The organism is Pseudomonas sp. MS15a(2019) (assembly GCF_013277805.1).
Classification (GTDB): Bacteria; Pseudomonadota; Gammaproteobacteria; order Pseudomonadales; family Pseudomonadaceae; genus Chryseomonas; species Chryseomonas benzopyrenica.
In genome coordinates, this window is record NZ_VBTN01000014.1 from 45,690 (window position 1) to 60,108 (window position 14,419).

General features: G+C 67.6%; 12 protein-coding genes. 8 read left to right on the forward strand and 4 right to left on the reverse strand.

All coding sequences use genetic code 11. From position 1 onward, the window contains the following. Positions 1-109: 109 nt before the first annotated feature. Entirely contained in the window at positions 110-1,363 is a 1,254-nt protein-coding gene (gene glyA, locus FEZ61_RS20185) for a serine hydroxymethyltransferase (RefSeq protein ID WP_017639070.1), read from the forward strand. 215 nt (positions 1,364-1,578) lie between these two features. On the opposite strand, the gene trxB is transcribed toward glyA, so the two are convergent. After that, positions 1,579-2,553: a thioredoxin-disulfide reductase gene (trxB, locus tag FEZ61_RS20190; RefSeq protein ID WP_017639069.1), complete on the reverse strand. Its 975-nt coding sequence runs from the start codon at positions 2,551-2,553 to the stop codon at positions 1,579-1,581. A gap of 299 nt (positions 2,554-2,852) precedes the next feature. On the opposite strand from trxB, the gene cysZ reads away from it, so the two are divergent. Beyond that, entirely contained in the window at positions 2,853-3,605 is a 753-nt protein-coding gene (gene cysZ, locus FEZ61_RS20195) for a sulfate transporter CysZ (protein ID WP_017639068.1), read from the forward strand. A 482-nt stretch (positions 3,606-4,087) separates the two neighbouring features. On the opposite strand, the gene FEZ61_RS20200 is transcribed toward cysZ, so the two are convergent. After that, entirely contained in the window at positions 4,088-4,573 is a 486-nt protein-coding gene (locus tag FEZ61_RS20200; RefSeq protein WP_017639847.1) for a peptidylprolyl isomerase, read from the reverse strand. 225 nt (positions 4,574-4,798) lie between these two features. On the opposite strand from FEZ61_RS20200, the gene FEZ61_RS20205 reads away from it, so the two are divergent. Next, the gene (locus FEZ61_RS20205) at positions 4,799-5,527 is read left to right on the forward strand and encodes a GNAT family N-acyltransferase (protein WP_017639848.1); all 729 of its coding nucleotides are present in this window, start codon (positions 4,799-4,801) and stop codon (positions 5,525-5,527) included. Next, positions 5,524-6,321, forward strand: coding sequence for a lysophospholipid acyltransferase family protein (locus tag FEZ61_RS20210; protein ID WP_173150206.1), 798 nt, complete (start codon positions 5,524-5,526; stop codon positions 6,319-6,321). The genes FEZ61_RS20205 and FEZ61_RS20210 overlap by 4 nt, the downstream gene beginning before the upstream one ends. On the opposite strand, the gene FEZ61_RS20215 is transcribed toward FEZ61_RS20210, so the two are convergent. Continuing rightward, on the reverse strand, positions 6,264-6,851 hold the full coding sequence (locus FEZ61_RS20215; RefSeq protein WP_064307496.1) for an ACP phosphodiesterase: 588 nt from the start codon (positions 6,849-6,851) through the stop codon (positions 6,264-6,266). The genes FEZ61_RS20210 and FEZ61_RS20215 overlap by 58 nt on opposite strands. Positions 6,852-6,945: 94 nt before the next feature. On the opposite strand from FEZ61_RS20215, the gene FEZ61_RS20220 reads away from it, so the two are divergent. Beyond that, a complete protein-coding gene (locus FEZ61_RS20220) occupies positions 6,946-7,905 on the forward strand; it encodes a 2-hydroxyacid dehydrogenase (protein ID WP_173150208.1) in 960 nt (319 codons plus the stop codon). A gap of 29 nt (positions 7,906-7,934) precedes the next feature. Beyond that, positions 7,935-8,936 (forward strand): class I SAM-dependent methyltransferase, encoded by a 1,002-nt coding sequence (locus FEZ61_RS20225; protein WP_173150210.1) that lies wholly within the window; start codon positions 7,935-7,937, stop codon positions 8,934-8,936. A gap of 129 nt (positions 8,937-9,065) precedes the next feature. Here the strand turns inward: FEZ61_RS20225 and FEZ61_RS20230 are convergent, their stop codons facing one another. After that, positions 9,066-9,887, reverse strand: coding sequence for a M48 family metallopeptidase (locus FEZ61_RS20230; protein WP_017639853.1), 822 nt, complete (start codon positions 9,885-9,887; stop codon positions 9,066-9,068). 141 nt (positions 9,888-10,028) lie between these two features. Here FEZ61_RS20230 and FEZ61_RS20235 point away from each other — a divergent pair, with 141 nt between their 5' ends. Together FEZ61_RS20235 and FEZ61_RS20240 are read left to right on the forward strand one after the other, a co-directional pair. Beyond that, the gene (locus FEZ61_RS20235; RefSeq protein WP_173150212.1) at positions 10,029-12,158 is read left to right on the forward strand and encodes a methyl-accepting chemotaxis protein; all 2,130 of its coding nucleotides are present in this window, start codon (positions 10,029-10,031) and stop codon (positions 12,156-12,158) included. 130 nt (positions 12,159-12,288) lie between these two features. Beyond that, positions 12,289-14,415: a methyl-accepting chemotaxis protein gene (locus tag FEZ61_RS20240; protein ID WP_173150214.1), complete on the forward strand. Its 2,127-nt coding sequence runs from the start codon at positions 12,289-12,291 to the stop codon at positions 14,413-14,415. The last annotated feature ends 4 nt before the right edge of the window (positions 14,416-14,419 follow it).

A 14,419-nucleotide genomic window follows, 5' to 3' on the forward strand; every position in this document is an offset into this window, starting at 1 on the left:
CCGCATGACTGGCGCTCATACCTCAGAGTTCCCGCGATGGGGTAGAATGTTGCCCCTCACGAGCCCAACCGGGTTCGCTCTTCGCCATGCCTCAGGGGACCCTGCCGCCATGTTCAGCCGTGAAACCACCCTCGCCCGCTTCGACGCCGACCTGTATGCCGCCATGCAGCAGGAAGCCCAGCGTCAGGAAGATCACATCGAGCTGATCGCTTCGGAAAACTACACCAGCCCGGCGGTCATGGAAGCCCAGGGTAGCGTGCTGACCAACAAGTACGCCGAAGGCTATCCCCACAAGCGCTACTATGGCGGTTGCGAATACGTCGACGTGGTCGAGCAACTGGCCATCGACCGCGCCAAGCAGCTGTTTGGCGCCGACTACGCCAACGTCCAGCCGCATTCCGGCTCCCAGGCCAACTCGGCCGTGTACCTGGCGCTGATCGAAGCCGGCGACACCATTCTCGGCATGAGCCTGGCTCACGGCGGCCACCTGACCCACGGCGCCACCGTGTCCTCGTCAGGCAAGCTGTACAACGCCGTCCAGTACGGCATCGACGAGCAAGGCCTGATCGACTACGCCGAGGTCGAGCGCCTGGCCCAGGAGCACAAACCCAAGGTCATCGTCGCCGGTTACTCCGCCTACTCCCAGGTGCTGGATTTCGCCCGCTTCCGCGCCATCGCCGATGCCGTGGGTGCCTACCTGTTCGTCGACATGGCCCACTTCGCCGGCCTGGTCGCCGCCGGTGTCTACCCCAATCCGGTGCCCTTCGCCGACGTGGTCACCAGCACCACCCACAAGACCCTGCGCGGCCCGCGCGGCGGCCTGATCCTGGCCAAGGCCAACGAAGCCATCGAGAAGAAGCTCAACTCGGCGGTCTTCCCCGGCGCCCAGGGCGGTCCGCTGATGCACGTCATCGCCGGCAAGGCGGTGTGCTTCAAGGAAGCCCTGCAGCCCGAGTTCAAGACCTATCAGCAGCAGGTGATCAAGAACGCCCAGGCCATGGCCAGCGTGTTCATCGAGCGCGGCTTCGACGTGGTCTCCGGTGGCACCGACAACCACCTGTTCCTGCTCAGCCTGATCAAGCAGGAAATCACCGGCAAGGACGCGGACGCCGCCCTGGGTCGCGCCTTCATCACCGTGAACAAGAACTCGGTGCCGAACGATCCGCGCTCGCCCTTCGTCACCTCCGGCCTGCGCATCGGCACCCCGGCCGTCACCACCCGTGGCTTCCAGGAAGCCGAGTGCCGCGAGCTGGCCGGCTGGATCTGCGACATCCTCGGCAACATGGGCGACGAGTCGGTGATCGATGCCGTGCGCGAGAAGGTCAAGGCCGTCTGCGCCCGCCTGCCGGTGTACGGCAAGTAAGAGGCACGCCTCCCCCTCTCCCCCCAGGGAGAGGGCCGGGGTGAGGGAAACCCCAAAAAACGAGCCCCGACCAATCGGCCGGGGCTCGTTGCATTTCCAGCAGGGTCGTCAAGGCAGCCAAGCCGGACCCTGGCGCACGCCGGACGGAAGACCCCGGAAACGAAAAAACCCCGGCCAGTGCCGGGGTTTTTCGTTGTCAGGCGACAATCAGGCGCTTACAGGACCTGCAGATCGCCCAAGCCATCCAGGTAGCGCTCGGCGTCCAGGGCGGCCATGCAACCGGCACCGGCCGAGGTGATCGCCTGGCGGTAGGTGTGGTCGGCCACGTCACCGGCGGCGAACACGCCCGGGACGTTGGTGGCGGTGGCATTGGCCTCGCGACCACCCTTCACCACCAGGTAGCCGTCGTGGCTGTCCAGCTGGCCTTCGAACAGCGCGGTGTTGGGCGTGTGGCCGATGGCGACGAACAGACCGGCCACCTGCAACTCCTCGGTGCTGCCGTCGTTGTTCTTCAGACGCACTCCAGTGACGCCCATGTTGTCACCCAGCACCTCGTCGACGCTGGCATTGAGCTTGAGCACCATCTTGCCTTCGGCGACCCGGGCGCGCAGCTTGTCCTGCAGGATCTTCTCGGCGCGGAAGGTCTCGCGGCGGTGGATCAGGGTCACCTTGCTAGCGATGTTGGCCAGATACAGAGCTTCCTCGACCGCGGTATTGCCGCCGCCGACCACCGCCACCTCACGGTTGCGATAGAAGAAACCGTCGCAGGTGGCACAGGCGGACACGCCCTTGCCCATGAAGGCTTCTTCGCTGGCCAGACCCAGGTAGCGGGCGCTGGCACCGGTGGCGATGATCAGGGCGTCGCAGGTGTAGGTGGCGCTGTCACCCTTGAGGGTGTAGGGCTTGCCACCGAAGTCCACGGCGTTGATGTGATCGAAGACGATCTCGGTCTCGAAGCGCTCGGCGTGCTCGCGCATCCGCTCCATCAGTGCTGGACCGGTCAGGTCATGGGGATCGCCAGGCCAGTTGTCGACCTCGGTGGTGGTGGTCAGCTGGCCGCCCATCTGCATGCCGGTGATCAGCAGCGGCTTGAGGTTGGCCCGGGCGGCATAGACCGCGGCCGTGTAACCGGCCGGACCGGAACCGAGAATGATGAGGCGCGAATGGCGCGTGATGCTGGCTTCAGACATGACATTCTCCCTGCCGGGGTCTCCGGCAGACCTAAGAGTAAAGTGGCCCGCGCGCCGTTGGGGCGCACCGGCCGGTGTGCGTGCGGAGCCGTTCCGCGAGCGCCCATCGCTCCTGGCGAGGGCGCGACCGGTGTCGACGGGCGGACACCGGGTCCAAGGATGGGCTCAGCCTAACGGGCATGGCCCTTCCATAGAAGCGAGCATTCTAAATCCAGACCATAGGGTGCGCCTATGTCGACCGCTTCGCCAATGGCGCCCTGAGGTAAGCTGTGCCTTCCCGCCACCTGTCAGGAATGTTCATGGCTGTTGCTCCCCTGTCCGGCTCCGCCTACTTCGCCGAAGGCCTGCGCCTGGTGACCCGCCCCGGCATGCGCCGTTTCGTGGTCATCCCGCTCACCATCAATCTGCTGCTCTACGCCGCCATCCTCACCTTCGCCGTACGGGGCTTCGAAGGCTGGCTGGACCAACTGATGCCGAGCCTGCCCGCCTGGGCCGGCTTCGTCGAATGGCTACTCTGGCCGCTGTTCGTGCTCTTGTTGCTGGCGATCATCTTCTTCACCTTCACGATGCTGGCCAACCTGGTCGCGGCGCCCTTCAACGGCTTTCTTGCGGAAAAGGTCGAGGTGCTGGTGCGCGGGCAGGATGATTTCCCATCCTTCAATCTCACCGAGCTGGTCACCATGGTGCCGCGCACCTTGCAGCGTGAACTGCGCAAGCTGGGCTACTACCTGCCACGCGCCCTGGGCCTGCTGGTGCTGACCTTCATCCCCGGTCTCAACCTGATCGCCGCACCGCTGTGGATCCTGTTCGGCGTCTGGATGATGGCGGTGCAGTACATCGACTTTCCCGCCGACAACCACAAACTGGATTTCCGCAGCATGCTCGCCTGGCTGCGCACCCGCCGCCTGCGCTGCCTGGGCTTTGGCGGGGTGACCTACCTGGCGCTGCTGGTGCCCGGCCTGAACGCCCTGTTCATGCCCGCCGCCGTGGCCGGGGCGACGCTGTTCTGGGTGCGTGAGGAAGGCAACAAGGCGCTGGTGGTGCGCTCCTGAGCCCTGCTTGCCGGACGTCCCAACACACCCTATCCCGACAGCGACTCCCGATTGTTGGGCTTCGGCGATACAGCCGCCTCAACCCAACCTACGGCTATCTTCCGCGTAGGTTGGGTTGAGCGCAGCGAAGCCCAACAACTCCGGACCATCACGCCGGATACCATGGTTTCCAGCTGTTGGGCTTCGGCGATAAGGCCGCCTCAACCCAACCTACGGCTATCCTGCGCGTAGGTTGGGTTGAGCGCAGCGAAGCCCAACAACTCCGGACCACCACGCCGGATACCATGGTTTCTGGCTGTTGGGCTTCGGCGATGGAGCCGCTTCAACCCAACCTACGGCGCGCTCCGCCCACACCGCCAAACAAGCCCCCTCTCCCCCTGGGAGAGGGTTGGGGTGAGGGCGCTCCCCGCACGGACTCCACAAACGACGACGCCCGCGCCGGCAAGGCCGGACACGGGCGTCGTGTAAAGCTGTCGCCAGGCTTAGTGCTGGTGACCGCCTTCGCCATGGATATGACCATGGGCGATTTCTTCATCGCTGGCGGCACGCACATTGACCACCTTCACATCGAAGTTCAGGCGCTGGCCGGCCAGGGGATGGTTGCCGTCGACGGTGACCTGGTCGCCGTCGATGTCACGCACGGTGACGATCTGCATGGCGCCGTCCGGGCCGGACGCGTGGAACTGCATGCCCACTTCCAGCTCGTCCACGCCTTCGAACATTTCCTTGCCCAGGGTGGCAACCAGTTCGGGCGTGTATTCGCCATAGGCGTCTTCCGGCTCGATGGCCACTTTCAGCTCGTCACCGGCCTGCTTGCCGGACAGAGCACGCTCCAGACCCGGAATGATGTTGCCTGCGCCTTGCAGGTACACCAGCGGAGCACCACCAGCGGAGCTGTCGATGACTTCGCCGGCGTCGTTGGTCAGGGTGTAGTCGATGGATACTGCCGTGTTCGCCGCGATCTGCATGGCCAGAACCTTCATGCTGGGAAAAATTTAGGATGACGCATCAGTCTACGCGTCCAACTTAGCAATTGCGAATGCGTTCGGTCAGTCCCCTGGCGCCCGGAGGCATCTGGAGGGCGCCCCTGCAACGGTGCGCGACCGCCCGTCACGCAATCGCCACGGCCGCTTCACGGGGCTGTCATCCCGGCTACCTAGGGTTTGCTGCATACCCACTGCCGGAGCCCTGCCATGCCGATTCCAGTGTCCGCACCGCCCGCGTTGCGCGCCGAACGCCTGTCGACCGCTGCAGATATCCGCGCCGCCCAGCGCCTGCGAGCCGCGGTCTTCGGCAGTACCTACGGCGTGCATTTCGCCGATAACCTCGACCAGGACCCCTACGACGCCCACTGCCTGCACCTGGGCGTGCGCGACCTGCGCAGCGGCGAGCTGATCGCTACCACCCGGCTGCTCGACGGCCGTCGGCGCGAGCGGCTGGGCAGTCTCTACAGCGAGAGCGAATTCCAGCTGGAGGGTCTGGACACGCTGCAGGGCCCGCTGCTGGAAATCGGCCGCACCTGCGTGGCGCCCGGGCATCGCACCGGCGCGGCCATCGCCCTGTTGTGGGCGGAACTGGCCGAGATCATGGCCTGCGGCGACTACCACTACCTCATGGGCTGCGCCAGCGTGCCCATGGCCGACGGCGGCCTGCAGGCGGCCGCCCTGCTGCGCCAGGCGGCGCGGGACGAACGCATCCCAGCGATCCGCGCCACGCCGCGGCGGCCGCTGCCCTTCGTCGCCGTGCCGGACAACCTGGTGGTGCAGCTGCCACCCCTGCTCAAGGCCTATCTACGCCTAGGTGCCCAGGTCTGCGGCGCGCCCTGCTGGGATCCGGAATTCGGCGTGGCCGACGTCTTCATCCTGCTCAAGCGCGAAGACCTCTGCCCGCGCTATGCCCGCCACTTCAAGGCCGCGGTATGAGGCGACTGCGTCGCGTCTGGCGACTGCTGCCAGTGCTGGCCGCGCTGCTGCTCGGGGCACTGTTCGCCCTGACGGTGACGTTGGCGGTGGTGCCGAGTCGCCGGCCCTGCCCGGTGCTGCGGCAACGGCTGACGCAGCGTTTTTTCCAGGTGCTGACTCGGGCGCTGCGATTGCGGCTGGAGGTCAGCGGCGAGGTACCGCGCGGCACCCATCTCTGGCTGGCCAATCACGTGTCCTGGCTGGATATCGTCGCCCTGGGCAGTCTGCGGCCGCTGAGTTTCCTGTCCAAGGCAGAGGTGGCCCACTGGCCCTTCGCCGGCTGGCTGACGCGCCAGGCCGGTACCCTGTTCATCCGCCGTGGCGCCGAGCGCGGCGATGCCCTGGGCGAGGCCCTGACCACGCGCCTGACCCAGGGCCTGTCGCTGGCGCTCTTTCCCGAGGGCACCACCACCGACGGCAGCGGGCTGCGCACCTTTCACGGCCGGCTGCTGAGTCCGGCCATCGCCACCGGCACCCCGCTGCAACCCGTGGCGCTCAGCTACTGGCGCCACGGCGAGCCTGACCGGGCCGCGGCCTTCATCGGTGACGACGACCTGGTGAGCCATCTGCTGCGCCTGCTGGACAACGGCGGCACCACCCTGAGGATCGAACTGCTGCCGCCCATCCTGCCCCAGGGCCGGCCGCGCCAGGTGCTGGCGGGTGAATGCCAGGCGGCCATCGCCGCCCGCCTCGGGATTCAGCTGGAACCGCGCGCGGCCCGTTCGGCGGCGGCAAAGGCCTGCAGCTGCGGATAGAAGTCGCGAAAGTCTTGCAGCAGGCCGTCATAGGCGGCGTCCAGCTCGGCGAAGGCGCCGGCCAGCAGTTCCGGGCGCGACAGCCGTCGCGCCATGCCCTCCACCACTCGCTCCAGCACGGCGAAGTCCGTGTAGCTGCCCAGCCAGTCCTGGCGTGCCATCAGGGGTGCGATGCGGGCCAGCCGCGGCGGCAGTTCCGGTTCGTCCAGCAGGGTCTGGTAGCAGTCCGCGACGAAGCCCGGCAGTGGCTGCTCGGTGTAGTCGTGCCAGAGGCGTGCCAGGCAGTGATCGAAGAAGACATCCACCAGCAGCCCGGCCACTCGCCGCCGCGCTGCGGGCAGCCGCGTCTTGGCCCGGATCACCAGGGGGTGGTCGTCGGTATAGACGTCGATGCGCCGATGCAGACGGATGCCGGCGGCGATCCCGGTCGGCCAGGCGTCCGCCGAGCCCTTGACGAAATCGCCATAGAGGCTGCCGAGACGGTCTTCGCGGCTGGGGCCGCCCAGGTGCAGATGAGCGAGATAATTCATCCCCCCAGCATACTCCAGCCACAACCGGGCGGTTTTCCTGGACGACCCGCGGCTGCTAGGCTCGGGCCTCCTTCCCTTCTCCGCTGGAGTCGTCATGCCCGCTCGCGCCGTGTTCCTCGACTATGCCTCTCTCGACCTGGGCGATCTGGACCCGGCGCCCTTGCGCGCGGTGTTCGACGAACTGGAGTTGCATCCGGCGAGCGCGCCGGACGAGGTCGCCGCGCGCCTGGCCGGCGCCCAGGTCGCCATCGTCAACAAGGTGGTGCTGGACGCCCAGACCCTGGGCGCCTGCCCGGAATTGAAACTGGTGCTGGTCAGCGCCACTGGTACCAACAACATCGACCTGGACGCCGCCCGCGCCCAGGGCGTGCGGGTCTGCAACTGCCAGGGCTATGGGACCGCCTCGGTCGCCCAGCACACCCTGACCCTGCTGCTGGCCCTGGCCACGCGGCTACCGGATTACCAGGCGGATATCCGCGCCGGGCGCTGGCAGACCGCCAGCCAGTTCTGTCTGCTCGATCACCCCATCGTCGAGCTGGAGGGCAAGACCCTTGGCCTGCTCGGCCTGGGCGAATTGGGCAGCGCGGTCAGGCGCCTGGCCGAAGCCTTCGGCATGCAGACCCTGGTGGGTCAGTTGCCCGGCCGTCCGGCCCGCCCGGGCAGCCTGCCGCTGGCCGAGCTCCTGCCCCAGGTGGATGCCCTGACGATGCACTGCCCGCTGACCGAACAGACCCGCGGCCTGATCGGCGCAGCGGAACTGGCGGCGATGAAGCCCACGGCCTTCCTGGTCAACACCGCCCGCGGCGGCATCGTCGACGAACAGGCCCTGGCCGACTGCCTGAGACGCGGCCACCTGGCCGGCGCCGCCACCGACGTGCTCAGCGTGGAACCCCCGCGCGACGGCAATCCGCTGCTGGCCGGCGACATTCCGCGACTGATCGTTACCCCGCACAACGCCTGGGGCAGTCGTGAAGCGCGCCAGCGGATCATCGGCCAGCTCGCCGCCAATGCCGAAGGCCATTTCGCCGGCACACCGCAGCGAGTGGTCTGCTAAAGTTCGCGCTTTTTTCGCCAGGTAGCCCCATGGATCCGCGCTGCGAAGTCCTCCTCCGTCACCCCGAGCGCTTCGGCGGCCCCTTGCTGCTGGCGGGGCTACCGGCTGACGACCTGCTTGGCGCCCTGCCCGCGGCCAGTGGCTGGAGTTGGCACGCCGGCGAGGCCGAGCAACTGGCCCGGCGCTATCCGGGACGCTCTCATCTAGGCATCGAACCACCCCCGGACGACTTCGCCAATGCCGTGCTGTTTCTGCCCAAGTCCCGCGAGGCCACCGACTTCCTGCTCACCGCCCTGACTCGCTGCCTGCCCGCCGAGGGCAGCCTCTATCTGGTCGGCGAAAAGAAGGCCGGCATCGAACGCGCCGCGCGCCAGCTGGGTGCCTTCGGTAAGGCCAGCAAGCTCGACAGTGCCCGCCATTGCCAGCTGTGGGTGGTGCAGGGACCGCACACCGAAGCCGATCCGCGCCCCGATGCCTGGCTGCAACGCCAGCGGCTGGAGCGGGCTGGGGTGAACCTGGACATTCTCAGTCTGCCGGGCGTCTTCAGCCATGGCCGGCTGGACGTGGGCACGGCGCTCTTGCTGGACCAGCTCGACGGCCTGCCCGAGGGCGCGGTGCTGGACTTCGGTTGCGGCGCCGGCGTGGTCGGCGCCGCCCTGGCTCGCCGCTATCCCGCCAGCACCCTGCATCTGCTGGACGTGGACGCCTTCGCCGTGGCCAGCAGTCGCCAGACCCTGGCGGCCAATGGTCTCGCCGGAACGGTGATCGCCGGCGACGGCATCGCCGCGGCGCCCACGGGCCTTGCCGCCATCGTCAGCAATCCGCCCTTCCACAGCGGTGTGAAGACCGACTATCGCACCACCGAAACCCTGCTGGCCGAGGCGGTGCGCCATCTCCGGCCCGGTGGCGAACTGCGCCTGGTGGCCAACAGCTTCCTGCGCTATCCGCCGCTGATCGAGGCGGCCTTCGGCAACTGCCGCACCCTGGCCGAGCGGGACGGCTTCAAGGTCTACAGCGCCCGGCGACGGTAGCGACACCGAGCCCTGTCGGGCTTCGCTGCGCTCAGCCCAACCTACGGCTATACCTCGGCGCCAGAGCCGCCCCCTCTCCCCCTGGGAGAGGGTTGGGGTGAGGGAAACCTCCTCTCCCAACCCAAAACCTCACCCCTTCTTCGCCGCCTCATACAACGGCATCACCTTGGGAATCGCCGCCTGCAGCGCCTTGGTGCGGTTGGCGTCGGAGGGGTGGGTGCTGAGGAATTCCGCCGGCTGCTTGCCCTGGCTGGCCTGGGCCATCTTTTGCCAGAGGGTAATGGCGGCATTGGGGTTGTAGCCGGCGCGCGCCGAGAGCTCCAGGCCGATGAGGTCGGCCTCGTTCTCGTTGCCACGGCTGAACGGCAGGGTCAGGGCCACCTGGGACACCTGGTCGGCCAGTTGCATGCCGCCCTGGCCAACGCCCAGCAGGGCCCCGCCAAGGTTCTCGCCCATCTGGATGGCATAGGCCCGCGACATCTGCTCGCGGCTGTGCTCGCGCAGGGCGTGGGCGATCTCGTGGCCCATCACCGCGGCCAGCTCGTCGTCGGTCAGCTTGAGCTGATCGATCAGGCCGCTGTAGACGAAGATCTTGCCGCCCGGACCGCAATTGGCGTTGAGCTCGTCGCTCTGCACCAGGTTGACCTGCCAGTCCCAGTTCACCGCGTCCGGGCGGAAGGCCGCGGTCTGCGGGATCAGGCGCTTGGCGATGGCGGCGACGCGCTTGCCGTCGGCGCTGTCATTGGCCAGCTTGCCGGCGGCCTTGGCTTCGCTGACCGTCTTGGCATAGGACTGGGCGTACATCTGGTTGACCTGCTGCTCGGACAGCATGCTGAACATGTACTGCTTGCGCTGCACCCCGACCGCGCCACCCGAGGTGGTGTTGACGGTCTGGCAGGCGACCAGTAGCAGGCTCAAGGACAGGCCTGCGAGGGGAAGGATACGGCGCATGGGAATCTCCAGGTATCGAGGCGGATACAGCATAGAGAGGGGCGTCGCGCCCGGCAACGTTCGTGCGCAGGCGACCGGAGGCCTCAATGGATCGTCAGCGCCGCCGATAGCCACGGCATTGAATGCCCTCCGGAGTCCCCGATGAGTTCCAGATCCATCCGCACCTCCATCACCCTGCTGGCCGGCGCCTGCATCCTGGTGGTGGTGATCGCCTTGATCGCCTATACCCTGCTCGCGGGTCAGCGCACCCGCACGCTGGTCGATACCCATACCGAGGCCCTGGCCGCCACTGCCGCAGAGGCCCAGCTGACCGCGGAAGCCGAAGCCGTGGGCAACCAGCTGCAGCGCCAACTGGACGTTCCCCTGCAACTGGCCAATCAACTGGCGCAGCTCAACGTGGCCATGGGCAGCGGTGGCGACCAGCAGGTCGACCTGGATCGCCAGAGTCTGGTCCGGCTCTTGGGCCAGACCCTCAAGCGCCAGCCCGGCCTGCTCAGCCTCTATACCGTCTGGGAACCCAATGCCATCGATGGCCAGGACGAGCGCCATCGCGGTGACGCCGCGGCCGGCTACGATGAGCAGGGCCGCTTCACCCCCTGGTGGCACAAGACCCTCGACGGCGACGTCACGGTGGAGCCGATTGGCGAGACCGTGGAAAGCCAGACCCGCCTGCCCTCGGGCGTGCGCGAAGGCGAGTACTACCTCTGTCCACGGGAAACTCGCACCACCTGCGTGCTCGACCCCATGCCCGACACGGTCAACGAGCAGCAGGTGCTGATCGCTTCCTTCAACGTGCCCATCCTGGTCGGTGGCGCCTTCAAGGGCGTGGTCGGCGCCGACGTACCGCTGGACTTCATCCAGCGCCAGTTGGTCAAGGCCAATGGCCGCCTCTATGGTGGCGTGGGCCGCATGGCCCTGGTCGCCGGGCGGGGCACCCTGGTCGCCTACACCGCCGACGCCAGCCAACTGGGCAAGCCGGCCGAACCAGTGCTGGGCGCGACGCTGGCCGGGCTCAAGGACCTGGGCGAAGGCGTCACCCGCCGTTTCGACGCCCAGAGCCAGCGCTACCAGGTCTATCTGCCGTTGCGTTTCGCCGGCGACGACCGCCAGGTCTGGACGCTGATCGTCGAATTGCCCCGCGAAGCCGTGCTGGCCGATCTCTATAGCCTCAAGGACACCCTGGGCAGCCAACGCCACCAGGATGTGGTCGGCATGCTGCTGGTGGGCCTGGCGGTCGCCGGTGCCGGCCTGCTGGTGCTCTGGCTGATCAGCCTGCGCATCGCCCGGCCGCTGCGGCAGATGGTCGCCATGCTCGACGCCATCGGCCAGGGCGACGGCGACCTGACCCAGCGCCTCGCCACCGAGCGCCGCGACGAGGTCGGCGCCATGGCCGGCGGCTTCAACCGCTTCCTGGCCTCGCTGCAGGGCCTCATCGGCCAGTTGATCCGCTCGGTGGGCGAGGTGGCCACAGCGGCCGAGCACACCTCCCATATCGCCCAGCGCACCCGCGATGGCGTGGAGCGCCAGCTGCAGGAGATCGACCAGCTGGCCACCGCCATGCAGGAGATGACCGCTACCGCCCAGGACGTGGCCGGCAATGCCGGTCGCGCGGCACGCGCCGCCACCGAGGCGGACGGCGCGGTCAACGAAGGTCAGCGCCTGGTGCAGCAGAACGTCGCCAGCAGCGCCGCCCTCGCCGAGGAGATCGAGCGTGCGGTGGAGCAGGTGCGCCGGGTCGCCGAGGACAGCGAGAACATCGGCTCCATCCTCACCACCATCAACGGCATCGCCGAGCAGACCAACCTGCTGGCGCTCAACGCCGCCATCGAGGCGGCCCGCGCCGGCGAACAGGGCCGTGGCTTCGCCGTGGTGGCCGACGAGGTGCGCAACCTGGCGCAAAAGACCCAGGTCGCCACCGGCGAGATCCAGAGCATGATTCAGCGCCTGCAGCAGGGCACCCGCGAGGCGGTGACGGTGATGCAGGCCAGCGGCGCCCAGACCAGCACCCAGGTCGCCCAGACCGAGGCCACCCGGCGCGCTCTGGACACCATCCTGGCGGCGGTGAGCGAAATCACCAGCATGAATCTGCAGATCGCCAGCGCCGCCGAGGAGCAGAGCGCGGTGGCCGAGGACATCAATCGCAACGTGGTCAATATCGGCCAGAGCGCCCAGGCGGTCCACGGCGAAGCCGACAGCGCCTCCCGCGCCGGCCAGCAACTGCGCGAACTGGCCGAGCAGCAACGCCAGCTGGCGGGACGCTTCCGCGTCTAGCAAGGCTAGCTGCGTGCCCCTCCTCTCTGCTTGGGGAGGGATTCGTCGGCACCGATGCGCCGCTAAAACCTAAAGGTAGCGCGGTGCACTGCCGATAACCTCGCGCCACCCAAGCACTGGAGTGTTGTCGATGTCTTTTCGCTCAGTCCGTACGACCATCACGCTGCTCTCGGGGAGCTGCATCCTGGCCGTGGTCATGGCGCTCGTCGGTTATGTGCTCTTTGCCGGCATGCGCACCCAAAGCCTGGTCGACACCCATACCGCCCAGCTTGCCGAGCGTGCTGCCCAGGCCCGGTTGGATGCCCAGGCCCAGGCGATTGCCGGCAGCCTGATGCAGAAGCTGGATCTGCCGCTCACGGTCGCCCGCGGTATCGCTCAACTCAATGCCCAGGCCGACAGCAGCGCCGAACGGCCCCTGCGGATCGACCGTGAAGGCCTCAACAACCTGCTCCAGCAGACCCTGCTCGACAATCCCGAACTGCTCGACGTCTACGTGGGCTGGGAGCCCAATGCCTTCGACGGCGCGGATGCCCAGTACGCCGGACGCAGCGAAGCCGGCTACGACGCCACGGGTCGCTTCATGCCCTGGTGGTATCGCACACCCGAGGGCGGCCTGAAGGTGGAACCCCTGGGGCCGACCATGGAAAGCCAGACGGTGCTGCCCACCGGGGTCCGCGAGGGTGAGTACTACCTTTGCCCGCGGCAGAGCCGCAAGCCCTGCATCGTCGATCCGGCACCCTACGAGATGAATGGACAGAAGATCCTGATGTCCTCCTTCAACGTGCCCATCCTGGTCAAGGGTGCCTTCAAGGGCGTGGTCGGCGCCGACCTGTCCCTGGCCTTCATCCAGGAGCAGCTCAAGCAGGCCAACGCCGGTCTCTACGAGGGCGCGGGCAGCATGGCGCTGATCGCCAACCGCGGCACCCTGGTGGCCTATACCCGGGATCCCAAGGCGCTCGGTCAGCCGGCCGCGCAGATACTCGGCGACGCGGCCCAGGGCCTGGCGCAACTCGGCGATGGGGTGACCCGCCGCTTCGATAGCCAACACGACCTCTATCAGGTGTATCTGCCGCTGCGCCTGGGCAACAATGCCACCACCTGGACGTTGATCCTGCAGCTACCCCGCGCGGCGGTGCTCAGCGATCTGCATCTCCTGCAACAGGCCCTCGGCGAGCAACGCCGTACTGATATGGCCGGCATGCTGCTGGTGGGCCTGCTGGTGGCTGGCGGCGGCCTGCTGCTGCTCTGGCTGGTCAGCCTGCGCATCGCTCGCCCGCTGCGGCAGATGGTGGCCATGCTCGACGACATCGCCAAGGGCGATGGGGACCTGACCCAGCGGCTGACGGTCAATCGCCGCGACGAACTCGGTGCCATCGCCAGCGGTTTCAATGCCTTCCTCGGTTCGCTGCAGCATCTCATCGGTCAGCTGGTACATTCGGTCAGCGACGTGAACACGGCCGCCACCCAGACCTCCAACATCGCCCAGCGCACCCGCGATGGCGTGCAGCGCCAGCTGCAGGAGATCGACCAGGTGGCCACCGCCATGCAGGAGATGACCGCCACCGCCCAGGATGTCGCCAGCAATGCCGGACGCGCCGCCCAGGCGGCCACCCAGGCCGATAGCGCCGTGAGCGAAGGCCAGCGTGTGGTGCGGCAGAATGTCAGCGACTGCGCCACCCTCGCCGCGGAAATCGAGCGCGCCGTGACCCAGGTACGCCTGGTGGCCGATGACAGCGAGAACATCGGTTCCATCCTCACCACCATCAACGGCATCGCCGAGCAGACCAATCTGCTGGCGCTCAACGCGGCCATCGAGGCGGCCCGGGCCGGCGAGCAGGGCCGTGGCTTCGCCGTGGTGGCCGATGAGGTGCGCACCCTGGCGCAAAAGACCCAGGTCGCCACCGGCGAGATCCAGAGCATGATCCAGCGCCTGCAGAGCGGCACCCGGGAGACCGTGGCGCTGATGCAGAACAGCCATGCCCAGACCAGCAATCAGGTGGAACAGACCCAGGCGGCCAGCCGAGCCCTGGAGGTCATTCTCACCGCCGTGGGCGAGATCACCGAAATGAATCTGCAGATCGCCAGCGCCGCCGAGGAGCAGAGCGCGGTGGCCGAGGACATCAATCGCAACGTGGTCAACATCGGCCAGGCGGCCAATGGCGTACACGACCAGGCTGATCAGGCCACCCGCGCCGGTAGCCACCTGAGCGAACTGGCCGAACGGCAGCGCCAGTTGGCGGCGCGCTTCAAGGTCTAGCGGG

Excerpts from the sequence above, each read along its gene's own strand:
- glyA (WP_017639070.1), top strand. The coding sequence starts at position 110 with ATGTTCAGCCGTGAAACCACCCTCGCCCGCTTCGACGCCGACCTGTAT.
- trxB (WP_017639069.1), bottom strand. The coding sequence starts at position 2,553 with ATGTCTGAAGCCAGCATCACGCGCCATTCGCGCCTCATCATTCTCGGT.
- cysZ (WP_017639068.1), top strand. The coding sequence starts at position 2,853 with ATGGCTGTTGCTCCCCTGTCCGGCTCCGCCTACTTCGCCGAAGGCCTG.
- FEZ61_RS20200 (WP_017639847.1), bottom strand. The coding sequence starts at position 4,573 with ATGCAGATCGCGGCGAACACGGCAGTATCCATCGACTACACCCTGACC.
- FEZ61_RS20205 (WP_017639848.1), top strand. The coding sequence starts at position 4,799 with ATGCCGATTCCAGTGTCCGCACCGCCCGCGTTGCGCGCCGAACGCCTG.
- FEZ61_RS20210 (WP_173150206.1), top strand. The coding sequence starts at position 5,524 with ATGAGGCGACTGCGTCGCGTCTGGCGACTGCTGCCAGTGCTGGCCGCG.
- FEZ61_RS20215 (WP_064307496.1), bottom strand. The coding sequence starts at position 6,851 with ATGAATTATCTCGCTCATCTGCACCTGGGCGGCCCCAGCCGCGAAGAC.
- FEZ61_RS20220 (WP_173150208.1), top strand. The coding sequence starts at position 6,946 with ATGCCCGCTCGCGCCGTGTTCCTCGACTATGCCTCTCTCGACCTGGGC.
- FEZ61_RS20225 (WP_173150210.1), top strand. The coding sequence starts at position 7,935 with ATGGATCCGCGCTGCGAAGTCCTCCTCCGTCACCCCGAGCGCTTCGGC.
- FEZ61_RS20230 (WP_017639853.1), bottom strand. The coding sequence starts at position 9,887 with ATGCGCCGTATCCTTCCCCTCGCAGGCCTGTCCTTGAGCCTGCTACTG.
- FEZ61_RS20235 (WP_173150212.1), top strand. The coding sequence starts at position 10,029 with ATGAGTTCCAGATCCATCCGCACCTCCATCACCCTGCTGGCCGGCGCC.
- FEZ61_RS20240 (WP_173150214.1), top strand. The coding sequence starts at position 12,289 with ATGTCTTTTCGCTCAGTCCGTACGACCATCACGCTGCTCTCGGGGAGC.